This window comes from Robiginitalea aurantiaca (genome assembly GCF_030380815.1).
GTDB lineage: Bacteria > Bacteroidota > Bacteroidia > Flavobacteriales > Flavobacteriaceae > Robiginitalea > Robiginitalea aurantiaca.
On the sequence record NZ_JAUDUY010000008.1, the window covers coordinates 48276 to 73835 of the forward strand.

Genomic DNA, 25560 nt, shown 5'->3' on the forward strand with positions numbered 1-25560 from the left:
CTTTTAAATTCTGTTCCGGGCGAATCTGGTCCTGGGATTGAAGTTTAGAAGCGCACCGTATCGGGTACCAGACCGGTGTAATCCCCGCCGTTCCGAATCACATCCCGAACAATTGATGAACTGATGTACGATTTTCCGGAGGAGGTGAGTAAAAATACAGTTTCGATCTCGGAGAGTTTGCGGTTGGTATGTGCGATGGCTTTTTCAAACTCGAAATCCGCTGGATTTCGAAGCCCTCTCAGGATAAAATCCGCCTTGACTTTCCGGCAGTAATCAACAGTAAGGCCGCTGTAAGCTGCCACGCGGATTCGCGGTTCGTCTTCAAATGCCTTTTCGATAAAACCCATGCGTTGCTCCATGGTAAACATATAGGCCTTGTCGGCGTTTTCACCGATGGCAATGATTAACTCATCAAAGAGGGAAATACCCCGTTTGATGATGTCGTAATGGCCCAGGGTGATCGGATCAAATGAACCTGGAAAAATCGCGCGTTTCATACTGTCGTATTTAGTTGCTGTCTGCAATGCGTTTTAGTCCTCAAGGGCCTGTTGAATCGAACTTTCAAAAAGGTCTGAAACCGATATTCCAGCGGCTTTAGCCTGCTGAGGCAACAAGCTGGCGCCCGTGAGTCCGGGGGTCGTATTCATTTCGAGAAAATGGGGGATTCCATCAACAAGAATGAATTCACTTCGACTGAAACCTTTCATTTTTAAAGTTTCATAGATAAATCGGGCAGTATCAGCCACCCTATCTCTTGTGGTATCGTCAATTCGCGCGGGGGTGATCTCCCGGGATTGGCCTTCGTACTTGGCCTTGTAGTCAAAGAAGTCCCCATCCGGAATAATCTCCGTCATGGGTAACACCCGAACCTCTCCTTTATACCGGATGACTCCTACGGAGACTTCGGTACCCCTGAGGGCCGATTCTATAAGGATTTCATCATCTTCCCTGAAAGCAGCATCCAACGCCCCCCTTAGTTCTCCCGGCTCCTTGACGAGGGTCACCCCGAAACTACTCCCGGCCCGGTTCGCTTTAACAAAGCACGGAAGTCCAACCCGGGCAAAAATTTCATCCGGACGGACCTCCTGGCCTCGGTCCAGAAGATAGGATTGAGCACAGTGGATTCCCCTGGGTTTGAGGACGCTTAATAGATCGCGTTTATTAAAGGTTAGTGCAGCCTGATAAAATCCACATGAGGTATATGGTATTTCAAGCAGGTCCAGATATGCCTGCAGCAGTCCGTCCTCTCCGGGAGTTCCGTGAATGGCGTTAAAAACACAGTCAAATAAAACCTGGGTGCCTTGAATTTCGGCACTAAAATTATCCCGATTTACAGGGAATTCTGCGTCCTGATCATCCAGAAGGACCCATTTTTCCTTTTGAATAAGAATCCGGTATGGCGTATACTTCTCCCGATCCAGGGATTCATAGACCATATTCCCACTCTGGATGGAGATGTCGTATTCGCTGGAATACCCACCCATCACTATTGCGATATTTTTTTTCATTCGGTCGTTGGGGAGATCGGTATGGCGCTGTGATATCCCCCCACCAAAATAAATAAAAAACACGGGGGTTTCCTATCTTTGTCGCCACAACCCATTTCTAATGCGAAACTTTCTGAGTTTTTTGACCTCTAAAACCTTTCTGATTCAGCTGGGGATTGCCCTGGCCGTTTCAGTAGTTCTGGTCTTCCTTTCCATGCAATGGCTGAAGAGTACGACACACCACGGAGAATTTGTTCAGGTTCCGGACCTCGGCAAAAAGTCGGTAACCGAAATGCGGGAGGCCCTGGCTACCTTGGATTTGAGGTATGAGGTCGTGGATTCTGCGAATTTTGACCCCCAATACCCCCGTTTTTCGATTATTGAACAAAATCCTCCGGCGGGCAGCAAGGTTAAAAAGAATCGAAAAATCTACGTTACTGTAAATCCTTCGGGATATAAGAAAGTAACGGTGCCGGATATTGTACAGGTCACCCGCCGCAATGCCACTTCCATGCTCAGAGCCGTTGGACTGGATGTAGATGAGGTCACCTATATTGATGAGCTGGGAAAAGATATGGTGTACCGCATCCGGTTTGAGGGCAAGTACATCAAACCAGGGGACAAACTCCCCAGGACCTCGGGCATCGAGTTGATTTGCGGGAATGGGACTGTGCCTGAAAAAGCCCGAATCAAAGCCCAAAACGAGGAATGATTCCAGATACCCAAGGTGAGGAGCATCCTGAAGAAGCGGAACTCTTTGAACACCATAGTTTTGAAGCAGCCTCAGGTCAGGAGCCGTTGCGTATAGACAAATACCTGATGAACCTGATCCGGAATGCCACACGCAATAAGATTCAGCAAGCGGCAAGGGATGGAAATATCAGGGTAAACGATCGGGTGGTTAAGCAAAATTACCGGGTAAAGGCGGGCGATGTTGTCAAAGTACTTTTTGAACACCCCCCTTATGAGCACCTCATCAAACCCGAGGCGATTCCACTGGATATTGTTTACGAGGATGACGCGCTAATGGTGATCAATAAGCCGGCCGGGATGGTGGTCCACCCCGGACACGGGAATTATTCCGGTACCCTGGTCAATGCCCTGGCATACCACATGGAAGATCTTCCGCTGAATTCAGATAACCGGCCCGGACTGGTGCATCGGATCGACAAGGATACTTCCGGACTTCTCGTGGTAGCCAAAACCTCTCAGGCAATGGCGAATCTGGCCAGGCAATTTTACGATAAGACTACTGAAAGGGAATATATCGCCCTGGTTTGGGGGAATGTTGAGGAGGATCGCGGCAGTATTGAGGGAGCCATTGGCAGGAATCCGAAGAACAGGTTGCAGATGCAGGTTTTTCCCGATGGTGAACAGGGGAAGGAAGCAAAAACGAACTATGAGGTCCTGGAGCGATTCCGGTACGTAACCCTGGTTTCCTGTCGTCTGGAAACAGGACGCACCCACCAGATTCGCGTACACATGAAATACCTGGGACACCCTCTTTTTAATGATGCCCGCTATGGGGGAGACCGAATACTCAAGGGAACCACCTTTAGTAAATACCGCCAATTTGTCGAAAATGCCTTTGCCATGTTGCCCCGTCAGGCGCTGCACGCGCATACCCTTGGTTTTACGCATCCGGAAACCGGAAAGTGGATGGCCTTTAAGTCCGACCTGCCTGAGGACATGAGCGCATGTATTTCGAAATGGCAGCATTATACACGCCATGTCGGGGACGAATAAGAAGGATTGATAGGGCTATAAAAAAGTCCATTGGAATATCGGACTTCCAGTCTTTTTTGAGTTGTATTTTCGTTTCTGTAAATGTTTTGAGCTCCCACTTATGAAAATTGTCATTTCCCCTGCAAAATCACTGGATTTTGAATCGCCCCTTCCTACGGAGCAGTATTCCGAACCTGTTTTTCTGGAGCAGGCCGAAAAAATCAATAAAGTACTCGCGAAGAAGAAACCCAAATCGCTTTCGGATCTCATGGGAATTTCAGCCCAGCTTGCTGAACTGAACTGGGAAAGGAATCAAAATTTTTCAATCCCGTTTACGCCCGACAATGCACGTCCTGCGGTTTTTGCATTCAACGGTGATGTCTACCAGGGCCTGGATGCCTACTCCCTCAATGCGGATCAATTAGACGGCCTGCAGAATACGCTGAGAATCCTATCCGGACTCTATGGGGTGCTGCGCCCCCTGGACCTGATCCAGCCTTATCGCCTGGAGATGGGGACCAAACTCAAAATAGGTCGTAAGAAGAACCTTTACGATTTCTGGAAGGACGATATCACAAAACGGATCAATGCCGAACTCAAAGAAGGGGAGTTGTTTGTAAATCTCGCGAGTAACGAGTACTACAGCGCCATAGACTCCAGGGCGCTCAAAGTACCTGTAATTACCCCGATCTTTAAAGACTGGAGTAAGGACAAATTAAAAGTCATCAGTTTTTTCGCCAAAAAGGCCCGGGGATCCATGGTGCGCTACATTTTGGATCATAATGTAGAGACGCTGGATCAGATCAGGAGTTTTGACTCCGAAGGGTACCAGTTCAGTCCACAGCATACCCTTAAGGAATCAGAACCTGTTTTTGTGCGGTAATTCCTTTGGCGCTGCTCTAGTTGGTTAAGTACCGGGCATCAGGATTTCCCCTTGATGCCGATTTTCTCTTCAACCGGGGTTCTTTTACGAATTTTGCGAGGTCGCCGTACCCCGTAAGTCTTGTTTGCTATTTTACCCCTTTTCGATTTTTTATCTCCTTTTCCCATTGGCCCTTATTGGTATCCTAAAATACGAATTCTCACGGGCATTCGTGCAGCATACCCGGGTTTATATTAAGGGAAATCAAGTATTTTTGAGTCAGTCCAGACATCTTATGCGGCCCTTCCAACACGTTCATCCCTATCCTCCGTTTCTTTTTGAAGCGGCCACAAAGTGGATCGTGGGTACGCTTCCACCGCCTCGCTTTACCCAGGGAATCCTGAGGCCACTGGATGTCGACTTTTGTTACGGAAGCAGGGATGGTCAGTTATGGCCAATACTCAACCGTATTTTCAGCCTCGACTTACCTTTTGAAACCAGTATCAGGGCCATTGAGGCCCGCAAGCGGTTCCTTCGTGAAAGGGGCATTGGTATTTGCGATATTGTAGATCGGGCGGAACGGGAAGCTATAAATGCGTCGGACCTGGGATTGCAGAATATTCAATTGAGGGATTTGCTCGGAATGCTCCGGAAATTTCCCAAAGTAACCCAACTCCTGTTCACCGGGGGGAACAGCAAAAATGGCCCGGAATATCTTTTCCGAAAACTTCTGAAGGAAAACGGCCTGCGACTGGAATTGGTTTCAGATGCCGTACCCAGGATACACCAATTCCCGTTGCCCGGTGCAGAATCCGCGGATCGGATTATTACAACAGTTTCCCTTACGGCGCCCTCAGGCTCGGCCAATCGGGCCGTGGGAAGTATTCCTGAGTATAAGGCGCGGAAAGCCAAAGATCCGGGTTATACCGTTATGGATTTCAGGGTGGAACAGTATCGGGAGTTTTTCTGAGAATCAGGACAGGTTAGATTGATGTAGTGGTGCCGTCAAAGGGTTCTGTATCCTTGTTGGTTTTATCCCCGGATTCGCCATATTTTGTGATAAGTCGTCGAAAACGATGTTTAAAAGTGTACTTATACCGATCTTTAGGGTGCGCCGCGGGTTATGCGTCCTTGGATCCACAGCCTTAAAACCAAAAAAAATATGAGCCAGACCGAAAGACTGAAGGAATTCCAGAAATCCGTACGGAACAGTTTTAATGTCTACAACAGTCTTTTGTTGAACCTTCCCTATACCGAGGGAGATGATATCGGAATTCTCATTCCATTTCTCTATAAGGAGAGTGAAGCAGGGCTGCAGGCAGGGATAAACCCTTCTGACATCCTGCAATCCTTTTTTGACAGGTACACAACTGCCGACACGGAGCAAAGGCGTATTGACCTGATGTTTCGGATTATACAATACGTAGAACGACAGGTGGTGCTTTACGACAGTGTGGAGGATGCGGCTTTTCCGCGTCTGCACCGACATAGCGATTCTCCCGTGATCCGCGACTTTATGCAAGTAGCCCGGAGAAAGGACAGATGGGCCGAGATCACCGGGAAGCTCAATACATTCAGTGCCCGAATCGTACTCACAGCCCACCCCACGCAATTCTACACCCCGGCTGTATTGGATATTATTTCAGAGTTGCGTTCGCTCATCCTGAAGAACAAGATAGATGAAATCGACCTGACCTTGCAGCAACTCGGGCTCACCTCACTGATAAACCGGGAGAAGCCCACCCCTTTGGACGAAGCGAAAAACATCATCTATATCCTCAGGCATATTTATTACGATGCCGCCGGGGATTTTTACAGCCATATTAAATCCAGTATCGGAAACCCGGACTTCAACAACCCCGACATCATCAAGCTCGGATTCTGGCCCGGAGGGGACCGGGACGGAAACCCCTTTGTTACGGCTTCAATTACCATGGCTGTTGCCGATGAACTTCGCACTACGTTGATGAAATGTTACAACGCAGACATCAAAGAATTACAGAAAAAACTTTCTTTCAGGGAGGTGCAGGGGCCTCTGGAGGCGCTCCGAAAGCGCATTTATGTGGCGATGTTCGATACCGAAAAAGCCATTTCCTTCGAGCAGATTATCGAACCCCTTCTCGAAATACGCCAGACGATTACCAGGCATTACCACGGTTTGTACCTGAGGGAACTCACCGCGTTTACAGATAAGGTCAGGCTGTTCCGTACCCATTTTGCCAACCTGGATATCCGCCAGGACCACAGGGTCCACAAAAGTGTCGTGGAAGCCGTGCTGAAACACCAAGGGTACATCCGGGAATCCCTGGATGAGCTTTCAGAGGACAGGCTTATCGCCCTTTTGAGCGAGGAATCCGTGGCGGTCGACCCCGCTGACTTTACCGATCCGGTCATACAGGATACGCTACGCAATATTACACAACTCCCGGAGATCCAGAGAAAAAACGGGGAAGCGGGCTGTAACCGCTATATCATCAGCAACTCGGAAGATAAGTTTTCGGTGCTGTTTGTCTATGGCCTGTTTCGTTGGTGTGGCTGGGAAGGGCGTAAAATCAGTTTCGACATTGTCCCCCTTTTCGAAACCATGAAGGGTATGGACACTTCCATTGCCGTCATGCAATCCCTCTTTGATCTTTCGTTCTACCGAGCGCATATCAATTCCCGAAAGAACCGGCAAACCATCATGCTTGGCTTTTCAGACGGTACAAAAGACGGGGGTTACCTGAAAGCAAACTGGTCTATTTTCAAAACAAAAGAACACCTCTCCGAGGTATGTTCCAAAAATGGAGTACAGGCGGTTTTCTTCGACGGCCGGGGGGGGCCTCCCGCAAGGGGAGGGGGAAAAACCCACAGGTTTTACGCCGCACAGACAACTGAGATTGCCAATGAAGAAATACAGCTCACCGTACAGGGTCAAACGATCACAAGTACTTTCGGAACCCGGGAGCAATTTCTGCATAACAGCGAACAATTACTCACTGCAGGCCTGTCTAATTCCCTTTACGGGGAGGACAATGCGATTGACCCTTCCCAGCGCGATTTGATCGAAACCCTTTCGGAACTGAGCTATAGTAAATACAACGAATTGAAACACCATGAGATGTTCATTCCCTATCTGGAAGAACGCAGTACGTTGCGGTTTTACAAAAAAGCGAATATCGGCAGCAGGCCAGGGAAGCGCGGGAACAAGGCCAAACTGGAACTTACAGACCTCCGTGCCATTTCCTTTGTGGGTTCCTGGAGCCAGCTCAAGCAGAATGTCCCGGGGTATTTCGGAATCGGAACAGCCCTGAAAAAAGTCAAAGATGAGGGAAGGATAGCTGAATTGAAAGCCCTGTTCAGCGATGTGGCATTTTTCAGAGCCTTGATGCAAAACAGTATGATGTCCCTGACCAAGTCCTATTTTGAGTTAACCGCCTATATGGAAAAGGATCCTAAGTTTGGCCCTTTCTGGAAGATACTCAGGGATGAGTACCTGCTTTCAAAACAAATGCTACTGGAAATTTCCGGGTATACCGAATTAATGCAGGACGAACTCCTTTCGCGTGAATCCATTCGGATTCGCGAACAGATCGTACTCCCATTACTGGTGATACAGCAATCGGCATTGCAAAAATTCAATGATGCCTCCGGGAATCGGGAACTCTATGAGAAAATTGTGACCCGGTCTTTATACGGGAATATCAACGCAAGCAGAAATTCTGCCTGAAAAAGACCTTCTCCGGGCAAAGTGTTTTCAAGATTGCAATCACCATTCCAGGTCTTATTCCCCAAGGGGAGTCGTCAAAATTGCCTGCAGGGTTCTGATGCCGTAATCGATCTGACCGAGTTTCAAGTTCTCATTGGGGCTGTGCTGATTGTTGTCCGGATTAACCAGGGGAAGCAGGAATGCAGGAATCTCCAGGGCATTTACAAAAGGGGCAATAGGAACAGTGCCTCCCATGATCCGAATCTGAACTACCGGCTGCGAAAAGGTATCCGTAAGGAGCGTTTTCAAATGCGCTCCGAAGGGATGATTCAGGGATGTGCGGAAGGCATCGGTCACGCTTCCTTCCGAAACAGTGACCCATCTGTCTGCCGAAGCCCTCATTTCTGCTGACGGAACGGTTTCCGTGATCCGATATCCCTTGGACTCGATATGTTTGCGTACCAGGGATTTTAGTCGGGCACCATCGCTTTCCGGAACCAGCCTCAGGTCCAGTTCCGCAGTGGCGGTGGCAGGCACGATTGTCCGGGCTTCCGGACCCACCCAGCCCGAGGACAGCCCACGGACATTGAGGGAGGGATATTGCAGGGCTTCCTGATAGAAAGCGCCTACTTTTTCCGGGGTCCTAATCTGTAATGCCCGGTTGATTTGTTCCGGATCGTCCGGGACCGCCTTAAGGACATCCACTTCTTGCGTTGTCAATTCTATCCCATCATAATATCCCGGGATCAGTACCCTGCCTTCGGAATCTTTCATGCCGGCGAGGATCTGTGAGAGTTGCATTCCGGGATTCGGGGCGTAATTTCCGTAGTGACCGCTATGCTGTGGGAGTATGGGGCCATAGGTGGTAAGGCTCATAGATGTAATCCCCCGACAACCGTAAACGATCGTAGGCTGGCCGGAAACGTGGACGGGGCCATCTGAAATAATCAGGTAATCAGCTTCCAGAAGTTCCCGGTATTGCACCACTGCAGCGGGCAGGGGTGCACTGCTTTTTTCTTCTTCCCCATCCAGAATAATTTTGACGTTAAAGGACAGATCCTGGCCTGTTTTTCGGATGAGGTCTATCGTATTGAGAAACATGACAATCGGTCCTTTGTCGTCTGAGGTCGAGCGACCATACAGCCTCCAGTCATAAGGAATGTCCTCATCGAGATCGCTGAAAGGGTGCTCTTGCCACTGCTCGCCACTGCGGGATTTCAGGACTGTCTTGTAGGGATCGGGTTGATCCCATTTTGAAGGGTCTACGGATTGTCCGTCAAAATGCATGTAGAACAGCAGGGTGGGTTTTTTTGAATCCATGGGGAGGGCGGCAAAAAACAAAGGCAACCCATCGGTGGGCAGGACTGAGGTGTTGAATCCCCTGTCGCTGAATTTATCGGAGAGCCAGGTGATATTTCGGTTGATGTCTGAAGGATTCAGGGCATCATTGGGAATGGCTACAAATTCGACCAGTTCGTCGATAGTGTGCCTTACCTGGGTTTTGATCAGAGCATTGTCCTGTGCCTGGCTCCATAGTCCGGCCATTAGGAAGCATATGAGTAGTTGTTTGCGCATTGGAGTGGTTAGATGAGGTCTAAAGCTAAAGAAATTTACCATGTGGCATGCAGTTTGGGTATAAATCATTTCCTCAGGATTGCGGTCTTAGTTTTATTACGATAAGGCGTATAAGAAGGATCCAGGGCAGGCCGTGAAATACCAGGTCGAACCAGTCCATAATGGTCATTCCGGTCGCACCTCCGCGCACCCAACGGAGCTTTCCCCAAATGTGAGGCTCCGGAAAATAGGGAGCCAGACCCAAAGTCAGGCAGATAAGGATGACCATTCTCCAGTCGTTCAGAAAATTTTTCACGGTCTGACGGATTTAATGAAGGAGGAAATTCCTGAAAGCCCATGAGCCGTTAAGGTCTTGATAAAAGCGGAACCTATTATCGCCCCTTTCGCATGTTTTGTCGCCTGTCCAAAAGTTTGCGCATTGCTAATGCCGAAGCCCACAATTTGAGGGTTTTTTAAGTTCATTTCTGAAACGCGTTTAAAATAATCCTCCGCAGCTGGATCAAAGCCTTGTTGTGCCCCTGTAGTACTCGCAGTGCTGACCATGTAGATAAAAGCATCTGAAGTCCTGTCGATAGTTCGAATCCGGGCCTCAGAAGTCTGGGGGGTAATCAGGAACACCATTTTCAGCCCGTATTTTTCAAAAATCGCGCGATATTGTTTTTGATAGATTTCCAGGGGCAGATCGGGCAATATAAGGCCATCGATGCCAACTTCACGGCACTTTTCGCAAAATGCCTCAACCCCGAATTGCAGTACCGGATTGAAATACCCCATAAGGATTAAGGGCAGGTGGATCTCACTTCGCACGTCCCTGAGCTGGTCAAAGAGACGATGGGTTGTCATTCCATTCTTAAGTGCAGCCATGGAACTCTCCTGAATGGTAGGGCCATCTGCCAGTGGATCGCTGAACGGCAGCCCAATCTCTATCATATCCACACCGTTTTTCTGAAGTTCACGCAATACAGGAAGGGTATCCTCCAAATGGGGATATCCTGCAGTAAAATAAATGGAAAGCAGGGGCCCTTCCTTTTTTAAGGCGACCCCGATCCGATCGGTTTTTTTATTTTCTTTGATCTGCATAGTTGCAACTACTTATAGATTGAAATGCTCGATATAGGTCTGAAGGTCCTTATCCCCGCGTCCGGATAGGTTAAAGACCAGTATGTCTTCCGGGTTAAAGGTTCGCTGTTTGAGCACTGCAAAGGCATGGGCAGTTTCAATGGCAGGGATTATTCCCTCAAGCGCGGCCAGTTCTTTACCGGCTTCCATGGCTTGCTGATCTGTTACGGAATGAAACTCGCCCCGTCCAGAGGTGAAAAGATGCGCGTGCATAGGTCCAATCCCCGGATAGTCCAGTCCTGCTGAAATGGAATAGGGTTCGGTAATTTGTCCGTCTGTTGTCTGCATCAGGAGCGTTTTGCTGCCGTGAATGATCCCGACGGTTCCCAGGGCAGAAGTTGCTGCACTTTCTCCCGTGCTTATTCCCTTTCCCGCGGCCTCTACGGCGATAATGCCTACCTCGGGCCGGTCCAGGTAATGATAATAGGCACCCGCGGCATTGCTTCCTCCCCCCACACAGGCGATGACGTAGTCCGGGGCATCCCGGCCTTCCTTCTCCAGTAATTGCTTCTGGATTTCTTCAGAAATAACAGCCTGGAAGCGGGCGACCATATCCGGATACGGATGGGGTCCAACCACGGATCCGATAATATAATGAGTGTCTTCCGGATTGTTTATCCAGTCCCTGATGGCTTCATTCGTGGCGTCTTTTAAGGTTCGGCTTCCGGAGCGCGCGGGCCTGACTTCCGCCCCGAGTAGTTTCATCCGGGCCACATTGGGTGCCTGCCGGGCAATATCAACCTCCCCCATATACACAATACAAGGCAGGCCCATCAGGGCGCAAACCGTTGCAGTAGCCACTCCATGCTGTCCGGCACCGGTCTCCGCGATAATTCGTTTTTTACCCAGTTTACGGGCCATCAGAATCTGCCCGATGGTATTATTGACCTTATGTGCTCCCGTATGGCAAAGGTCTTCCCGTTTCAGATAGATCCGGGCCCCGTATTTCTCAGAGAGCCGCCGGGCGAAATAAAGGGGCGTAGGGCGGCCTACATACTCCCTGAGCAATTGGTGAAATTCCTTTTGAAACTCCGGGCTTTCCATGATTTCCACGTATCTGGATTTCAGCTCATCCACATTGGGATAGAGCATTTCCGGAATAAAAGCCCCTCCAAATTCTCCGTAAAAACCATCTGAATCTGCGTGATAATTCTCCATTTTGTTTTTTAATTCAATATGCAATTTTTGTTTTCGCTTTCCAGATTCCGCATTCGAGGAATCGTTTTAAAGCATCAATATTTTTTTCGCCTGGGCGAATTTCAAATTTACTGTTCACATCAATTCCGACACAAAGAGCTGCCTGGGGTGTCCGGGCAAACGCCAACAACTTCGGGCAGTCCTTTTCCCCAATACCCCCGCTTAGAAAATAGGGGGTTTTATGGGGATACGCCTTAAGCTGTTCCCAGTTAAAAACAGTCCCGTTACCTCCGGGGAGGGGTCCCCTGGTATCAAAAAGAAAGAGATCGCACACCTTGGTATACTTTTTCAGCGGGTCAAAATCAAAGCCCGGACCAATGGCAAAAGCTTTAATTATCAAGACACCGGGATTTTCTTTTTGCAGGCGTTCCTGTAATTCTGAACAGTACTCAGGACTTTCTTTTCCATGCAACTGCACAGCCCGGAGACCGTATGTTTTTACACGTTCGATAAGCACCGGAATGGCTTCGTCAACGAAGACACCGACAGCCCGGATCTCCCGGGGCAGGGCCGGTATTTCCTCTCCCGTGAAATTACGCGGGGTCCCTTCCCAGAAAATGAAGCCAAGGTAGTCCGGCCCCAGGGCCATTACCTCCGAAGGATTGTATTTCATTCCGCATACTTTAAGCTTCATCCTTCTGTCTTTTTAAGGAATTCCCTAAGGGCATTTCCAGGATCAGCTGTTTTCATAAAAGTTTCCCCCATCAGAAAACCTTCATAGCCGAGTTGCTTCAACTCCTTAAGTTCCATCGGATCCCCCAGTCCGCTCTCCGAGATTTTACCAACGGCATCCGGAATGAGGTGGCACAGTTCCCGGCTGATATCCAGGGAAACTTCAAAGGTCTTTAAATTCCGGTTGTTCACACCGATCAGGTCTGCACCGGCATGCAGTGAAAACTCCAGTTCTTTTTTGGAGTGTACTTCCAAGAGTACCTCCAGGTTCAGGGCATGGGCGGAGCTGCAAAGCGATTGAAGTTCCTCTTTGGTCAGTACCGCTGCGATCAGGAGAATCGCATCCGCTCCATAGGCTTTCGCCTCTAGAATCTGATACGCATCTATTATGAATTCTTTCCTGAGAAGCGGGAGACTGGTGGAGGCCCGGGCAAGGAGTAAATCGTCAAGGGAACCTCCAAAATACTTCCCGTCTGTAAGCACGGAAATTGCCCCTGCCCCGGCCTTGGAATAGCCGGATACGATTTCCGACACACTGCCTTTTTGATTGATGATTGCTTTCGAAGGGGACCTTCTTTTGTGTTCTGCAATAATTCCGGTATTGCGGGCCTTCAAAGAATTCCTCATCGAGGTCGTAGGGCGGTCGAAGAGACCAAAGCCCTCAAGGCTGGATTCGGGAATCAGCGATTTACGCAGTTGTACTTCCGTTTTTTTATCCCTGATGATTTGGTCGAGAATGCTCATGGTAAATGGCGAATTCAGGCGCTGAGGGCCTGCAGTTTTTTAAAGGATTTGTGTGCGCTTCTGCTTTCCAGAGATTGGGTGGCCTTTTCATATCCTTCGGTGAGGGAACAATTTGTTGCCGTTGAAATGGCCACAGCCGCATTGACGCAGACAACGGCTTCCTGAGCCTTTGTTCCCTTGCCCTGGAGTACGTCGATAAAGATCTGTGCTGCTTCTTCAATGCTCTGGCCGCCGTAAATGGCTTCAGGAGTAATTTTTGGAAGCCCGAAATCCTCAGGATTTAAGACAGATTCCACGGTATTTCCCAGGATTTTGGCGGGCCCGGTCAACGTGATTTCATCATACCCGTCAAGGCCGTGCAGGATACTGTAAGTCTTGTCGGTGTTCTGATAGAGATACCCGTACATTCTGGCCAGTTCCAAATTAAAAACACCCACCATCTGGTATTTTGGAAAGGCCGGGTTCACCATAGGCCCCAGCATATTGAAGAATGTCTTAACCCCTAATTCCCTCCGGATGGGCGCCACTTCCTTCATTGCCGGATGGAATAAGGGCGCATGAAGAATACAGATTCCGGCCCCGTCCAGGGATTTTTTCAAAAAATCGACATCAGGGCTGAATCGGATTCCCAGAAACTCGAGAACATTGCTGCTTCCGCATGTGGAAGAAACCCCGTAATTCCCGTGTTTGGTTACCGGGACGCCTGCCCCGGCGCATACAAAAGAGGCCAGGGTAGAGATATTAAACGTGTTCTTTCCGTCTCCCCCTGTCCCGCAAAGATCAATAGCCTTGTACTCGGAGAGGTCCACGGCGAGGCAAAGCTCAAGCAGGGCATCCCGAAACCCCTCCAGTTCCTCAGTGGTCACGCTGCGCATCATATAAACGGTCAGAAAGGCCGCGATCTGACTGGTGTTATAGGTTCCTGAAGCCATCTCGATGAGGACCCTTCTGGATTCTTCACGGCTGAGCAACTGATGGCCGATGAGTTTGTTTAAGATTTCTTTCATGGATTCGCATTTAACCAGTTAGCTATGATGGTTTTCCCCTGGGGAGTCAGTACGGATTCCGGGTGAAACTGGACCGCCCTGATATCGTACTCCAGATGTCTGAGCGACATGACGGTGCCGGAAGTATCAGTGGCGGTTACCTCCAGGCATTCCGGAAGGTCCGGATGCACCACCCAGGAGTGGTAGCGCCCTACTTCAATCGTGTCAGGTAGTCCGCGGTATAAGATATCATCTCCGTGAATTGTAACGGATGTAGCCACGCCGTGGTAAACCTGATCCAGATTGACCAACCGGCCGCCAAAAACTTCGGCAATGGCCTGTTGTCCCAAACAGACGCCCAGGATTCGCTTGTTTTCGGCTCCTATGCGTATTACGTCTTTGAGTACCCCGGCTTCATCTGGTATGCCCGGGCCGGGAGAGAGCACGATTTGTTGAAAATCGGCCAGCTCATCCAGGTTGAGTTTGTCATTTCGCCTCACCACTACGGTACAGCCCAGTTCCTCCAGATAATGAACCAGGTTATAGGTAAAACTGTCGTAATTATCGAGCACCAGGACTTTGTTCATATTTAAAGCGTTTCGGCGATTTCAAGTGCTTTGCTGAGTGCGCCCAGCTTGTTATAGGTTTCCTCGAGTTCGTCTTTCGGGTCAGAGGCTGCCACAAGTCCTGCCCCGGCCTGATAATACAAGCTGTGATTCTTGCTGAGGAACGTACGTATCATAATTGCGTGATTAAAATCACCGTCAAAGGCCATAAATCCGATGGCCCCACCGTAGTAATTCCTGCTGGTTTTCTCGTAGGTATCGATCAATTGCATGGCCTTGTGTTTTGGAGCTCCACTAAGCGTGCCGGCGGGAAAGGTATCCGCGACTACTTTCATGGTGGGTGTTCCCTCTTTGATTTTACCCGTTACCTTGGATACAAGATGGATCACGTGAGAGAAATACTGAACCTCCCTGTAGGTCTCCACCTGCACTGAATTCCCATTACGGCTGAGGTCATTTCGGGCGAGATCGACCAGCATTACATGTTCGCTGTTTTCCTTTTCATCCGCAGCCAGTCTTTGGGCAAGGGCCGCATCCTCTTGATCATTCCCGGTCCTTCTGAAGGTTCCGGCTATAGGGTGAATTTCGGCCTTCCCATCCTTGACAACCAGTTGGGCTTCAGGGGAACTCCCGAAAATTTTAAAATCGCCATAATCAAAATAAAAGAGGTAGGGGGAGGGGTTTATGGATCTCAAAGCCCTGTAAACATTAAACTCATCCCCTTTGAAATGCTGAGAGAACCTTCGGGAGAGTACGAGCTGAAAAACATCACCCCGGGCACAGTGCTTTTTGGCCAGGGCTACGTGTTCCAGGTATTCTTCATCGCGCAGGTTGGATTCGCGTTCACCATCTCGCTCAAACCGATAGGTGGCAAAGGTCTGTATGGCCAGAATCTGCTCCAGGCTTGCCAGATTGCTCTCTTGATCGAAGCAGTGCGCAAACAAGTAAGCCTCATTTTTGAAGTGATCAATGGCGATGATATTCTGGTAGACCGCATAATAAATGTCCGGAATGGCAGGGGAATCGGGCTTTTGGGTGATATCAATATCCTCAAAGAAGCGAACCGCATCATAAGTCATGTATCCGAAAAGGCCGTTGTTGATAAACTTAAAGCCGTGGTCTTCTACCTTAAAAGCACCTGCAAAGTGGTGGATTTCCATAGGGATATCCGTATGCTGTTCAATCTCACTTTTCTCCTGTGAGCCATCGGGAAATTTACGCTCGATGGTATTGTTCTCAACCGAAATCCAGGCGATGGGATTACAACAGATATAGGAGAAGGAGTTATCATTGGCGTGATAATCACTACTCTCCAGGAGGATGCTTCCGGGAAACCGATCCCTGACTTTGAGGTAAACACTTACAGGTGTTATCGTGTCTGCCAGTATCTTTTTATAATGTGTTCTTAGATTATAGGTCATCTTTTTTAAATAAAAAAAGGCTTGTCGTGACAGACAAGCCTTATATAGCGTTTACAAACGGGGCTCAAGTCACAACCTTACCGGTTTTGAATTCCACCACCATGCTGTATGTATATTTTTTTTCATGAGGCTCAAATATAGAAAGGAAAATCTACATCTCAAATCCTTCTCATAAAAAAGGCGGTGAAATAGTTTCACCGCCTTCAGGCAATCTTCTTTTTCACTTAGAATTCCAGATCTACCACGAGGTCGAACTCATCGTAGATCGTTTTGTCGCCCAGGTCGTCAAAAAAGCTTCCTGATCCGTATTTGATGTCAAAATCCGTCCGATCCACTTTCATGGTGGCTGTAGCCTTGCTTCCATAAACAGATACGTCGAAAGTAACAGGCTTTGTAATCTCCTTTATGGTAAGATCTCCGGTAACTTCATACGAATTCTTTCCCGTAGATTTTACTTTGGTAAAAACTAATGTGGCGGTTGGATGAGATTCTACTGCGAAGAAATCATCTGATTTCAAATGGCCTTCCAGCTTATACCGGGAACCACCTTCAATATCTGTAACGATAAGTGAAGTCATGTCCACTGCGAATTCACCTCCGGAGAGCTTGTCGTTATCGAACATCAGGGTTCCGGACTTCAAGGTTACGGTCCCGTTATGAGATCCGGTTACCTTGTAGGCTTTCCAAGCCACTTTACTTTCTTCGGCTTTTACTTCTTTTTTGTCCACTTCAACAGGCTCTGTGGCCAGGGCGATACCTGCTGTAAAAAGGCTGAGTGCAAGAGTTAAAATAGTACGTTTCATAAGGTTTGATTTTTAAGTATGAGAGTTTAAATATGAATTTGTATGCTTATAAATGAATAAATAGTTCTTCTTCTGTTCGCCTTACCTTTTTGTAAAACTGTGTCTCATCTTCTTCAGCGCGATATCCGACCGGGACAATCAACGCAGAGGTAAGCCCCCGATCGCCGAGCTTAAGGATGTCGTCTACAATTTCGTTTTCAAAACCTTCCATTGGACAGGTGTCGATTTTCAGGGCCGCGGCAGCGGAGAGTAAATTCCCGGCTGCGAGATACGCCTGATGACTTGTCCAGATCGCTTTGGTTTCCGGGTCGAGCCCGAGAAGTTTAGATTTCATAAACTCCCCGTAACCTGTAAGGGATTCCATAGGCAGCTCACGGGTTTTTGACACCAGATTCAAATAGGAATCGATAAGATCCTGGTCGAAATCTTTCTTGTTGGCAAATACCAAAACATGTGAAGCGTCAGTAATCTGAGACTGGTTCCAGCAAGCAGGCCTTAGTTGTTCCTTCAATTCCGGATCGGAAATGACCAGGACCACATAAGGTTGCAAGCCATAGGACGATGGACTCAATTGTATGGCCTGCAACAATGATTCCAAATCCGCTTCGGACAGGGATTTGGAGGCGTCAAATTTCTTTGTGGCATAGCGCCAGTTAAGAGCTTCGAGGTAGTTTACAGGTGATTTTTCAAGTATGTTATTCATAGGAATATTCAATTTTATCTAAGAGATTATTTAGTGTATTTAAATCTTCCGGGCTCATAGCGTTCAACAAATCCTTTTCAGCCTGCTCAACGACCTGGTCCATTTCTGCCAATGCACTTAGACCCTCTTTCGTCAGCCGAATTTCTACCTTCCGACGATTTTCAGGGCAGGTATTCCGTACCGCGTATCCCTTTGAAATCAGTTTATCTACAAGGCGGGTTGTATTGCTCATACGACTCACCATTCTTTCGTTGAGGGTGCTCAGATTCGCAGGTTCGCCTTTTTGACCTCTGAGGATTCTCAGGACATTAAATTGCTGTATGCTCAGGTCAAAGGGCTTCAGGGCCTGAAAAAGAACATCCTGGATGTGATTATTTACCAGGGTAATATGAATGATCGTCCTGCGCCCCAGTGGGAGTGCAGTTGTCGTCTTAATACGTTCTTCTACATTCATGTTCATACAACAATTGTATATACAAATATAGTCATTTTTAATTGTCACGCCACTTTGAGGGTGCTAAAAATTTGTTAAACAAACTCAAGGTCGTTTTGAGAACTTCAGGGTTTATCCAAGTAAGAAGTTGCAACTCCACTGCCATAATGACTTTCAAATGGAGGTTTTAAAACTATTGGCTTGAAATCCAAATATTTGAAATTGAAGAAATCGGGACGCGTCATAGGTATATGGGATAACCGTGTACTCCGGCAGCCTTTTTCTGTTCCTTCCGCGCACCAAAACGGAGGTAAAGAAGATTCTCAAACCCATTGCCAGAATGTTTATGAATTTTTGATCAATTATGACATCACTGGGGTAGGGTGTTATTTAGGATTGTGTATTTTTGTTATGAATCCATTGAATTTGAATTATGGCTGATCTAACCCAAGAAGAATGGCGTGCCCGTCTGGAGAAAGATGACAAAGCGGTAATCCTGGATGTTCGTACCCAGGAGGAAATTGAGGAAGGTTCCATACCCGGGGCAGAACATCTTGATATTTACAAACCTCAGGAGTTTCTGGAAGGTCTCGATGCCCTTGATAAGTCTGCGCACTACTATGTTTACTGCCGCTCGGGGAATCGCAGTGGTCAGGCCTGTGCTTTAATGACCGCGCGTGGTTTTTCCAGCGCATATAACCTTATGGGTGGAATGAATGAATGGGAAGGTGAAGTTACCTACAACTGATACTGGATCGCCTGCCCCAAAGAGTGGGCGAGGGGAGTATTCACGTCCGGTTGGGATCTTTTATCAAATCCTGTATTATTTCCAGAAAAGAGGATTTGAAGTTTCCAGGAGGATCGCTGAACGCCTCGGTATTCGGACGCGTGTGGTCCGCACGACATTTGTCTACCTGACCTTTGTAACCCTCGGCTTTGGGTTTGCCCTTTATTTGTTCCTTGCTTTTTGGCTAAGGATCAAGGATCTTTTATATACCAAACGAACTTCTGTCTTTGATTTATAAATCATGCTAAGACTTTTCCGATCCAAGATCTACCTGGCGCTTTTCATGGTTTCTGTGGTCTTGATATTCGGGATTCTGGGCTATAGGTATATCGCGGATTTCAGTTGGGTAGAGGCCCTTTATATGACGGTCATTACCGTCTCAACTGTTGGTTTTAAGGAAGTCCGGCCACTTAGCACACAGGAACAGCTCTTTACAGTAATTTTGATTACGGCCAGCGTTTTCATTTTTGCATTTGCCATTTCGGTGGTTACGGAGTACATACTCAGCAGGAATTCCCTTCAACTTTTAAAAAAGAAAAAAGTGAAACAGAAAATTGACCGTTTTGAAGATCATGTAATTGTATGCGGGTACGGCCGAAACGGGGCTCAGGCGGCGGCCCGGCTCAAAGCGTATAACCGCCCTTTTGTGGTTATAGAGAAGGATAAGGATGTTATTGAGAAGCATGAGGAGGAAGCGCTCTTCGTAGAGGGAGATGCAAATGATGACAAGGTGCTTTTTGAGGCAGGGGTAGACCGCGCCAGATATCTGATTTCCACTCTGCCGGAGGATGCGGCCAATCTCTTTGTCGTACTCTCGGCCCATCAGTTGAACAAAGAACTTTTTATCATCAGCCGTGCCTCACAGATTACTTCCCAGAAAAAACTGCTTCTGGCAGGGGCTAACAAAGTGATTATGCCCGATAAGATTGGGGGAGATCATATGGCTTCCCTTGTCGTGCTGCCGGATCTGATCACCTTTATGGACAAGCTTTCAATGGAAGGTGAACATACCACAAACCTCGAGGAAGTTCATATCGAAGATTTTACAAACACCCTGAACTGCAACACACTTCGGGATTTGGATTTGCGCCGGAAAACGGGATGTACCATTATCGGGTACGTCAAACCCGATGGCACCTATATCATAAACCCGGAGGCGGATATGCCCCTGGAGCCAAAGAGCAAGGTAATTGTTCTGGGGCGGGCCGATCAAATACGAAAACTCAACGAGATGTTTAATTTGATTTGACGCTCTTTTGATGAAAAGCAATTGGGCTGTGTGTGCCTGAGTCCATTCAGAAAGTTCGATTTTAAGACCTCCCGAATACGCGTTTGCCTTCCCCTTTATGATTTAGGAATTTGATGGGGTGATATTTTTTTAGGATATTGCCTGATCTAACAAGCTATAACAATTTTAACTCAAGCCACCTTTATGAAGCGTCTATGTTCCCTTTTACTCTTTTTTCTGGCCTTTTATGCAAGTGCTCAGGATATACGGGTTAAAGAAACCATCAGCAACCCTTCCAACCGAATCAACGACGGAGTAGTCAGTTTGGAAGTTAGTGGAGGTCGTCCACCCTATTCATTCAAATGGAGTGATCAGGAAACGCCATTATCCTCTAACCGGGCTACAGGCCTGACAGAAGGGATTTCTTATGATGTGATCATCACAGATGCTCGCGGAGACTCGGTAACACGGGTTTTTAAGGTTCCAACTGAGGCGATTACTGAAGTATTTAACGGGGCGATGACACCGGCTGTAGGTGCCCTCGGAGCGGTTCTGTTTTGGGATCCGTTCGCAGCGTCAGGCCTTTATGACCCTGTGGTCTATACAGATTCAAAGAAGGTGTCTATTCCAGGTTGGAACCCGGATATCTCCGATCGTTTCGTTCTGAAAAAGTGGATCCGTCCCGATGGATCCAAAGTCACCAAAGGAGATCCCATTGCAATGGTGTCGAACGACAGCGGATCAGATATAACAGTTACCTCCGGTTCTGGAGGTACCTTGAATCACCTTGTAGCAGAAGGGAATGTTATTTACGATTCCAACAATAGCAAGGATCTGATAGAGCGGGGTGCCCATTATCTGGCAGAAATACAATTTGACGAGCCTAAGGTGCTAACGCATCCCAACGGAGATCCCATCACAAAGGGTATTCCCTTTATCGTGATCTGGCTCGTCCTGGGGGCCACCTTTTTTACCATTCGGATGGGCTTTATCAACATCAGAGGTTTCCGCCACTCAATCCAACTCGCCAGAGGTGCATATGACGATCCGGATGCACCGGGTCAGGTAACCCATTTTCAGGCCCTCGCCACTGCGGTTTCCGGGACTGTTGGTCTGGGGAATATCGCCGGGGTGGCCGTGGCCGTTTCACTGGGAGGGGCCGGAGCTACGTTCTGGATGATTGTATGTGGATTTCTTGGAATGTCTTCAAAATTTGTAGAGTGTACCCTGGGGGTGAAATACCGTGATATTCTCCCCGATGGGCGTGTATTCGGCGGGCCGATGAATTATCTGCGCTACGGCCTTGAAAAGCGCAATATGAAGGGTCTGGGTAAAGTCCTGGCGGGACTGTTTGCGGTGTTGTGTGTTGGTGCTTCGTTTGGAGGTGGAAACATGTTCCAGGCGAATCAATCCTTTGAACAACTCGCGGGTCAGTTTACCGTCCTGCAGGGCAATGGTTTCTGGTTTGGCGTGGTGACCGCAATCCTGGTTGGGGTCGTGATTATCGGCGGGATCAAAAGTATTGCAAATGTAACCGGGCGCATTGTACCCCTGATGGCATCGATCTACGTGATCGCCGCTTTGGCCGTGATCATCATGAACATACAGAATATTGGAGGTGCCCTATCGGCCATAGTCGATGGTGCATTTAATCCTTCTGCCATTAAAGGGGGGATTATCGGAGTGCTGGTGGTGGGCTTTCAACGAGCTGCCTTTTCCAATGAGGCAGGGGTAGGTTCCGCGGCTATTGCACACAGTGCGGTTAAGACCAATAATCCGCCTTCTGAAGGCTTTGTTGCCTTACTTGAACCATTTATTGATACGGTTGTGGTTTGTACCCTGACGGCTCTGGTGTTGATTTTCACTGGAATGCATGAGGTGGAAGGGATGGCAGGAGCCCAGCTTACTTCGGATGCCTTCGGAAGTGTATTCTCCTGGTTTCCATATGTCCTTGGGATTGCGGTATTCCTCTTTGCTTTTTCCACCATGATTTCCTGGTCTTACTACGGTATGCGCGCATGGTCTTACCTTTTCGGCAAGAGCAAAAGAGCCGAAATGATTTACAAGATGTTATTCCTTGTCTTCGTTGTAATCGGGGCATCTGTAAGCCTTGGTGCTGTCCTTGATTTTTCAGATATGATGATCCTTGCGATGTCCTTTCCGAATATCATCGGATTGTATATTATGTCCGGGGAAGTTCGGGATGATCTCAATGACTATTTAAAGCGACTCAAAAGCAACCAGCTTTTCAGAAAGCAATCTGCAAAGTAAAGTCAGTCTCGGGTCCTAAATTTGGACCATGAGGCGACCGGAATCCCACTTTGAAAACCATCCTGGTGTACGAAGTGGGATTTTTTATTTTCTGTTTCTGATGTTTATCCTTCAAGGTGTCAAATGGGGGGTTTCGCGTGTTTTTCAAGGAGGCTGTACTGAAGTCACCGACACAGAGGCCACGCCTTTGGAACATCGGTTAGACTCTATCCGGACACGCCTTAAAACCAAACAGGTTTGGACGCTTCGCCCAATGGACCCCAATGACCTGGAAGACTATAAAGGTTACCTGCTCGGCATTTCTTTTGAAGCCCTGGATTCTATCTATGCCTTTAGAAGCAGGGGTGGACATTTGATGGATATGGAACAGTTCCAAAGGGTCACGGGCCTGCCGGACAGTACATGTTTAAGGGTGTCGCCCTTTTTCAGATTTTCCAGGGCCATGAAGGAAAATAAAAAGGTATCGCTGCCCCGACTCAGGGATCTCAACACGGCCTCAGCCGAGCAACTTCAGGTAGTGCGGGGTATTGGCCCCGTGCTCTCTAAACGGATTGTCCGCTTCAGAGAAGCTCTTGGAGGCTTTATCACCTCCTCCCAGCTACTGGACGTCTATGGCCTGAAACCCGAAATTGCGCAGTCGGTTGCAGAAGTATTTCCCCTGAGGACCCTGCCGGTTGTGCATAAAGTAGATATTAACCAGGCGACCCTGGAGGACTTGTCGGCAATAGCATATCTGAATAGTGAAATGGCCGGGGATTTGATTGCCTACAGAAAGCACATCGGAAGGTTCCGGAGCCTGGAGGAATTACATCAGGTTCTAAGTCTTCCAAAAGATAGGATTGATAGAATTGCACTATATTTGCAGCTCTAAAAATTTGCTATGATTACGGAAACGTCTCAGCCTGTTAATTTCGAATATTCGGAAACCCAGCGCCTTGTTGCCGAGTCTGCGAGGGAATTTGCAAAACAATTTATCGCACCTCATATCATGGATTGGGATGAATCTCAGACCTTTCCTGTTGAAGTCTTTAAAAAAGCCGGAGCTCTAGGATTCATGGGGATCTTGGTCCCGGAATCTCTGGGCGGATCCGGATTAGGTTACCACGAATACATTGCGATCATTGAGGAAATCTCAATTGTCGACCCTTCTATAGGCCTTTCTGTGGCCGCCCATAATTCATTGTGCACCAATCATATTCTCATGTTTGGTACGGAAGCGCAAAAGGCGCGCTGGATTCCAAAACTGGCAACGGCTGAATGGATCGGTGCCTGGGGACTGACTGAGCACAATACAGGGTCTGATGCCGGTGGAATGAATACCACGGCAAAGAAGAAAGGAGATCAATGGGTGCTTAATGGGGCGAAGAACTTTATCACCCATGGGAAAAGTGGAGATGTTGCCGTAGTCATTGCACGGACAGGCGAGAAAGGAGACAGTCGGGGAATGACTGCCTTTGTGGTCGAAAAAGGCACGCCCGGTTTCGGCAGCGGCAAGAAGGAAGATAAACTCGGGATGCGCGCCAGTGAAACTGCTGAGCTGGTCTTCGACAATTGCATGATACCAGACGAAAATCGCCTTGGTGCTGTTGGTGAGGGTTTTATCCAATCCATGAAAATTCTGGATGGTGGGCGGATTTCCATCGGCGCACTGTCTTTAGGGATTGCCAAAGGGGCATATCAGGCTTCACTTAAGTACTCCAAAGAACGGGTTCAGTTTGGCAAACCCATCAGTCACTTTCAGGGGATTTCTTTTAAGCTCGCGGAAATGGCAACGGAAATTGAGGCAGCAGAACTTATGGTTCACAAGGCCGCCTTTTTAAAGAACGAAGGCAAGCCGGTCACGCTCCAGAGTGCCATGGCAAAAATGTACGCCTCTGAAGTCTGCGTAAAAGTGGCTAATGAAGCCGTTCAGATCCATGGAGGCTACGGGTACACCAAGGACTTTCCGGTGGAGAAATTCTATCGCGATTCCAAACTGTGTACCATTGGTGAAGGCACCACAGAAATTCAAAAAGTGGTTATTGCCAAAAATATTTTAAAAGAATAGAACAGTTTTTAAAGAATGGGTGTATATTTGCATCCGCATTTCTAACGAAAGGAGGTTGTAGCCATGTTAATTATACCAGTAAAAGAAGGAGAGAATATCGATCGGGCACTGAAGCGCTTCAAACGTAAATTTGACCGCACAGGTACGATGCGTCAGTTGCGCAAAAGGCAACAGTTTTCCAAGCCCTCTGTTGAGCGCAGACAACAAGTGCTCAAGGCGAGATATATCCAACATCTGAGAGACCAGGAAGAGATCTAAACCGATTGCTTCCTTCCTATATAGTATAACCCGGATTCTTTGGAGTCCGGGTTTTTCTTTTTATTGCTTTTGTATCTTTAAGCAATGACACCAAAAGAATTCAGTAAGTATCTCGCTCTGGAGCGACAGTATTCGGCCCATACCGTAAAGGCCTATATGAGGGATTTGCTGAATTTTGAAGCATTTTGCGCGGATGAGCACAAGGGAAGCTCACTAAATGAAATGCCTTATGTTGTAATCCGGAGCTGGATTATCTCCTGCCTTGAGGAAGGATGCAGCAACCGCACGGTCAACCGTAAGGTATCTGCCCTGAAGGCTTACTATAAATTTCTTTTGCGCAAGGGGTATATCAGTTCAAATCCCTTGGCAGGTCATCGCCCGCTCAAAACGGATCGGAAAATTGAGGTGCCGTTTTCTCAACAGGAAATGCGGCAACTCCTTACGTCCTGGTCCGATGAAGACACGGATTTTGAAAGTCTCCGGGATCGCCTTGTCGTGGAGCTCTTTTACAGTACCGGCATCAGAAGGGCTGAGTTGATAGGCATAGAGCTTACCGATTTGGATATCGAGTCTAAAACCCTGAGGGTGAAGGGCAAGCGAAATAAGGATCGGATTATTCCAATTGTAGAGAATGTCATGCCACGGATTGTCAGCTACCTCCAGGCCAGGGAGCAGGCGTTTCCTGACTTGAACACGCCATATCTGTTCTTGTCCGGATCAGGCAATAAAATATACGAAACCCTTGTTTATAGAATTATAAATAAGTACCTGAGCAGGGTTTCGGAGAAGGTGAAGAAAAGTCCGCACATACTCCGTCATACCTTCGCCACGCACATGTTGAATCAGGGGGCAGATATGAATTCCGTTAAAGAACTTCTGGGGCATGCATCCCTGGCGTCCACGCAGGTGTACACGCATAATAGTATCGCAGAGCTCAAGAAGGTACACCTCAGGTCCCATCCAAGAAATAAAAAATAGGTATCTTAAA

28 protein-coding genes are annotated in these 25560 nt (G+C 48.0%); 13 read left to right on the forward strand and 15 right to left on the reverse strand.

Annotated features, from left to right (window positions below; translation table 11 throughout):
- Positions 1-44: 44 nt before the first annotated feature.
- Both coaD and QU605_RS12870 read right to left on the reverse strand, forming a co-directional pair.
- Positions 45-497, reverse strand: coding sequence for a pantetheine-phosphate adenylyltransferase (gene coaD, locus QU605_RS12865; RefSeq protein WP_289725733.1), 453 nt, complete (start codon positions 495-497; stop codon positions 45-47).
- A gap of 33 nt (positions 498-530) precedes the next feature.
- Positions 531-1508: a D-alanine--D-alanine ligase gene (locus tag QU605_RS12870; protein ID WP_289725734.1), complete on the reverse strand. Its 978-nt coding sequence runs from the start codon at positions 1506-1508 to the stop codon at positions 531-533.
- A 100-nt stretch (positions 1509-1608) separates the two neighbouring features.
- On the opposite strand from QU605_RS12870, the gene QU605_RS12875 reads away from it, so the two are divergent.
- The 3 genes from QU605_RS12875 to yaaA all read left to right on the forward strand — a co-directional run bounded on the left by QU605_RS12875 (position 1609) and on the right by yaaA (position 4095).
- Positions 1609-2199: a PASTA domain-containing protein gene (locus QU605_RS12875; RefSeq protein ID WP_289725735.1), complete on the forward strand. Its 591-nt coding sequence runs from the start codon at positions 1609-1611 to the stop codon at positions 2197-2199.
- On the forward strand, positions 2196-3233 hold the full coding sequence (locus QU605_RS12880; protein WP_289725736.1) for an RluA family pseudouridine synthase: 1038 nt from the start codon (positions 2196-2198) through the stop codon (positions 3231-3233). Before QU605_RS12875 ends, QU605_RS12880 begins: the two co-directional genes overlap by 4 nt.
- A 100-nt stretch (positions 3234-3333) precedes the next feature.
- Positions 3334-4095 (forward strand): peroxide stress protein YaaA, encoded by a 762-nt coding sequence (gene yaaA / locus QU605_RS12885; protein WP_289725737.1) that lies wholly within the window; start codon positions 3334-3336, stop codon positions 4093-4095.
- A 38-nt stretch (positions 4096-4133) separates the two neighbouring features.
- Here the strand turns inward: yaaA and QU605_RS12890 are convergent, their stop codons facing one another.
- Positions 4134-4262, reverse strand: coding sequence for a 30S ribosomal protein THX (locus QU605_RS12890; RefSeq protein WP_289725738.1), 129 nt, complete (start codon positions 4260-4262; stop codon positions 4134-4136).
- A gap of 107 nt (positions 4263-4369) precedes the next feature.
- Between QU605_RS12890 and QU605_RS12895 the strand changes: the two genes are divergently transcribed.
- Together QU605_RS12895 and QU605_RS12900 are read left to right on the forward strand one after the other, a co-directional pair.
- A complete protein-coding gene (locus tag QU605_RS12895) occupies positions 4370-5044 on the forward strand; it encodes a uracil-DNA glycosylase family protein (RefSeq protein WP_289725772.1) in 675 nt (224 codons plus the stop codon).
- 192 nt (positions 5045-5236) lie between these two features.
- Entirely contained in the window at positions 5237-7783 is a 2547-nt protein-coding gene (locus QU605_RS12900; protein ID WP_289725739.1) for a phosphoenolpyruvate carboxylase, read from the forward strand.
- 54 nt (positions 7784-7837) lie between these two features.
- On the opposite strand, the gene QU605_RS12905 is transcribed toward QU605_RS12900, so the two are convergent.
- The 12 genes from QU605_RS12905 to QU605_RS12960 all read right to left on the reverse strand — a co-directional run bounded on the left by QU605_RS12905 (position 7838) and on the right by QU605_RS12960 (position 18008).
- A complete protein-coding gene (locus tag QU605_RS12905; RefSeq protein WP_289725740.1) occupies positions 7838-9337 on the reverse strand; it encodes a M20/M25/M40 family metallo-hydrolase in 1500 nt (499 codons plus the stop codon).
- A 73-nt stretch (positions 9338-9410) separates the two neighbouring features.
- Positions 9411-9632 (reverse strand): hypothetical protein, encoded by a 222-nt coding sequence (locus QU605_RS12910; protein ID WP_289725741.1) that lies wholly within the window; start codon positions 9630-9632, stop codon positions 9411-9413.
- Entirely contained in the window at positions 9629-10417 is a 789-nt protein-coding gene (gene trpA, locus QU605_RS12915; RefSeq protein WP_289725742.1) for a tryptophan synthase subunit alpha, read from the reverse strand. Before trpA ends, QU605_RS12910 begins: the two co-directional genes overlap by 4 nt.
- 12 nt (positions 10418-10429) lie before the next feature.
- Entirely contained in the window at positions 10430-11614 is a 1185-nt protein-coding gene (gene trpB, locus QU605_RS12920; RefSeq protein ID WP_289725743.1) for a tryptophan synthase subunit beta, read from the reverse strand.
- A gap of 13 nt (positions 11615-11627) precedes the next feature.
- Positions 11628-12287 (reverse strand): phosphoribosylanthranilate isomerase, encoded by a 660-nt coding sequence (locus QU605_RS12925; protein WP_289725744.1) that lies wholly within the window; start codon positions 12285-12287, stop codon positions 11628-11630.
- Positions 12284-13069: an indole-3-glycerol phosphate synthase TrpC gene (gene trpC / locus QU605_RS12930; RefSeq protein ID WP_289725745.1), complete on the reverse strand. Its 786-nt coding sequence runs from the start codon at positions 13067-13069 to the stop codon at positions 12284-12286. Before trpC ends, QU605_RS12925 begins: the two co-directional genes overlap by 4 nt.
- Positions 13070-13083: 14 nt before the next feature.
- Positions 13084-14076, reverse strand: coding sequence for an anthranilate phosphoribosyltransferase (trpD, locus tag QU605_RS12935; protein ID WP_289725746.1), 993 nt, complete (start codon positions 14074-14076; stop codon positions 13084-13086).
- Complete coding sequence (locus tag QU605_RS12940) at positions 14073-14642, reverse strand: anthranilate synthase component II (protein ID WP_289725747.1); 570 nt, start codon at positions 14640-14642, stop codon at positions 14073-14075. Before QU605_RS12940 ends, trpD begins: the two co-directional genes overlap by 4 nt.
- Positions 14643-14644: 2 nt before the next feature.
- The gene (locus QU605_RS12945; RefSeq protein ID WP_289725748.1) at positions 14645-16042 is read right to left on the reverse strand and encodes an anthranilate synthase component I family protein; all 1398 of its coding nucleotides are present in this window, start codon (positions 16040-16042) and stop codon (positions 14645-14647) included.
- A gap of 224 nt (positions 16043-16266) precedes the next feature.
- Positions 16267-16845, reverse strand: a complete 579-nt coding sequence (locus QU605_RS12950) for a YceI family protein (RefSeq protein ID WP_289725749.1) — start codon at positions 16843-16845, stop codon at positions 16267-16269.
- Between the two features lie 46 nt (positions 16846-16891).
- Positions 16892-17548, reverse strand: a complete 657-nt coding sequence (locus tag QU605_RS12955; RefSeq protein ID WP_289725750.1) for an NAD(P)H-dependent oxidoreductase — start codon at positions 17546-17548, stop codon at positions 16892-16894.
- Positions 17541-18008 carry a MarR family winged helix-turn-helix transcriptional regulator gene (locus tag QU605_RS12960; protein WP_353655889.1) on the reverse strand — a complete coding sequence of 156 codons (468 nt, stop codon included), beginning with the start codon at positions 18006-18008 and terminating at the stop codon, positions 17541-17543. Before QU605_RS12960 ends, QU605_RS12955 begins: the two co-directional genes overlap by 8 nt.
- A gap of 406 nt (positions 18009-18414) precedes the next feature.
- Here QU605_RS12960 and QU605_RS12965 point away from each other — a divergent pair, with 406 nt between their 5' ends.
- The 8 genes from QU605_RS12965 to QU605_RS13000 all read left to right on the forward strand — a co-directional run bounded on the left by QU605_RS12965 (position 18415) and on the right by QU605_RS13000 (position 25550).
- Positions 18415-18729 carry a rhodanese-like domain-containing protein gene (locus QU605_RS12965; protein ID WP_289725751.1) on the forward strand — a complete coding sequence of 105 codons (315 nt, stop codon included), beginning with the start codon at positions 18415-18417 and terminating at the stop codon, positions 18727-18729.
- 55 nt (positions 18730-18784) lie between these two features.
- Complete coding sequence (locus QU605_RS12970) at positions 18785-19006, forward strand: PspC domain-containing protein (RefSeq protein WP_289725774.1); 222 nt, start codon at positions 18785-18787, stop codon at positions 19004-19006.
- A gap of 3 nt (positions 19007-19009) precedes the next feature.
- The gene (locus QU605_RS12975) at positions 19010-20017 is read left to right on the forward strand and encodes a potassium channel family protein (protein ID WP_289725752.1); all 1008 of its coding nucleotides are present in this window, start codon (positions 19010-19012) and stop codon (positions 20015-20017) included.
- 183 nt (positions 20018-20200) lie between these two features.
- The gene (locus QU605_RS12980; protein ID WP_289725753.1) at positions 20201-22267 is read left to right on the forward strand and encodes an amino acid carrier protein; all 2067 of its coding nucleotides are present in this window, start codon (positions 20201-20203) and stop codon (positions 22265-22267) included.
- 28 nt (positions 22268-22295) lie between these two features.
- On the forward strand, positions 22296-23138 hold the full coding sequence (locus QU605_RS12985) for a ComEA family DNA-binding protein (protein ID WP_289725754.1): 843 nt from the start codon (positions 22296-22298) through the stop codon (positions 23136-23138).
- A gap of 9 nt (positions 23139-23147) precedes the next feature.
- A complete protein-coding gene (locus QU605_RS12990) occupies positions 23148-24314 on the forward strand; it encodes an acyl-CoA dehydrogenase family protein (protein WP_289725755.1) in 1167 nt (388 codons plus the stop codon).
- 63 nt (positions 24315-24377) lie between these two features.
- Entirely contained in the window at positions 24378-24572 is a 195-nt protein-coding gene (gene rpsU / locus QU605_RS12995) for a 30S ribosomal protein S21 (protein ID WP_289725756.1), read from the forward strand.
- Positions 24573-24656: 84 nt separating this feature from the next.
- Positions 24657-25550 carry a tyrosine-type recombinase/integrase gene (locus tag QU605_RS13000; RefSeq protein WP_289725757.1) on the forward strand — a complete coding sequence of 298 codons (894 nt, stop codon included), beginning with the start codon at positions 24657-24659 and terminating at the stop codon, positions 25548-25550.
- Positions 25551-25560 lie beyond the last annotated feature (10 nt).

Excerpts from the sequence above, each read along its gene's own strand:
- coaD (WP_289725733.1), bottom strand. The coding sequence starts at position 497 with ATGAAACGCGCGATTTTTCCAGGTTCATTTGATCCGATCACCCTGGGC.
- QU605_RS12940 (WP_289725747.1), bottom strand. The coding sequence starts at position 14,642 with ATGAACAAAGTCCTGGTGCTCGATAATTACGACAGTTTTACCTATAAC.
- QU605_RS12985 (WP_289725754.1), top strand. The coding sequence starts at position 22,296 with ATGAGGCGACCGGAATCCCACTTTGAAAACCATCCTGGTGTACGAAGT.
- trpB (WP_289725743.1), bottom strand. The coding sequence starts at position 11,614 with ATGGAGAATTATCACGCAGATTCAGATGGTTTTTACGGAGAATTTGGA.
- trpA (WP_289725742.1), bottom strand. The coding sequence starts at position 10,417 with ATGCAGATCAAAGAAAATAAAAAAACCGATCGGATCGGGGTCGCCTTA.
- rpsU (WP_289725756.1), top strand. The coding sequence starts at position 24,378 with ATGTTAATTATACCAGTAAAAGAAGGAGAGAATATCGATCGGGCACTG.
- QU605_RS12945 (WP_289725748.1), bottom strand. The coding sequence starts at position 16,042 with ATGACCTATAATCTAAGAACACATTATAAAAAGATACTGGCAGACACG.
- QU605_RS12965 (WP_289725751.1), top strand. The coding sequence starts at position 18,415 with ATGGCTGATCTAACCCAAGAAGAATGGCGTGCCCGTCTGGAGAAAGAT.
- QU605_RS12880 (WP_289725736.1), top strand. The coding sequence starts at position 2,196 with ATGATTCCAGATACCCAAGGTGAGGAGCATCCTGAAGAAGCGGAACTC.
- QU605_RS13000 (WP_289725757.1), top strand. The coding sequence starts at position 24,657 with ATGACACCAAAAGAATTCAGTAAGTATCTCGCTCTGGAGCGACAGTAT.
- QU605_RS12925 (WP_289725744.1), bottom strand. The coding sequence starts at position 12,287 with ATGAAGCTTAAAGTATGCGGAATGAAATACAATCCTTCGGAGGTAATG.
- QU605_RS12975 (WP_289725752.1), top strand. The coding sequence starts at position 19,010 with ATGCTAAGACTTTTCCGATCCAAGATCTACCTGGCGCTTTTCATGGTT.
- QU605_RS12955 (WP_289725750.1), bottom strand. The coding sequence starts at position 17,548 with ATGAATAACATACTTGAAAAATCACCTGTAAACTACCTCGAAGCTCTT.
- trpC (WP_289725745.1), bottom strand. The coding sequence starts at position 13,069 with ATGAGCATTCTCGACCAAATCATCAGGGATAAAAAAACGGAAGTACAA.
- QU605_RS12990 (WP_289725755.1), top strand. The coding sequence starts at position 23,148 with ATGATTACGGAAACGTCTCAGCCTGTTAATTTCGAATATTCGGAAACC.
- QU605_RS12950 (WP_289725749.1), bottom strand. The coding sequence starts at position 16,845 with ATGAAACGTACTATTTTAACTCTTGCACTCAGCCTTTTTACAGCAGGT.
- QU605_RS12875 (WP_289725735.1), top strand. The coding sequence starts at position 1,609 with ATGCGAAACTTTCTGAGTTTTTTGACCTCTAAAACCTTTCTGATTCAG.
- QU605_RS12895 (WP_289725772.1), top strand. The coding sequence starts at position 4,370 with ATGCGGCCCTTCCAACACGTTCATCCCTATCCTCCGTTTCTTTTTGAA.
- QU605_RS12980 (WP_289725753.1), top strand. The coding sequence starts at position 20,201 with ATGAAGCGTCTATGTTCCCTTTTACTCTTTTTTCTGGCCTTTTATGCA.
- trpD (WP_289725746.1), bottom strand. The coding sequence starts at position 14,076 with ATGAAAGAAATCTTAAACAAACTCATCGGCCATCAGTTGCTCAGCCGT.
- yaaA (WP_289725737.1), top strand. The coding sequence starts at position 3,334 with ATGAAAATTGTCATTTCCCCTGCAAAATCACTGGATTTTGAATCGCCC.
- QU605_RS12890 (WP_289725738.1), bottom strand. The coding sequence starts at position 4,262 with ATGGGAAAAGGAGATAAAAAATCGAAAAGGGGTAAAATAGCAAACAAG.
- QU605_RS12870 (WP_289725734.1), bottom strand. The coding sequence starts at position 1,508 with ATGAAAAAAAATATCGCAATAGTGATGGGTGGGTATTCCAGCGAATAC.
- QU605_RS12900 (WP_289725739.1), top strand. The coding sequence starts at position 5,237 with ATGAGCCAGACCGAAAGACTGAAGGAATTCCAGAAATCCGTACGGAAC.
- QU605_RS12960 (WP_353655889.1), bottom strand. The coding sequence starts at position 18,008 with ATGAACATGAATGTAGAAGAACGTATTAAGACGACAACTGCACTCCCA.
- QU605_RS12905 (WP_289725740.1), bottom strand. The coding sequence starts at position 9,337 with ATGCGCAAACAACTACTCATATGCTTCCTAATGGCCGGACTATGGAGC.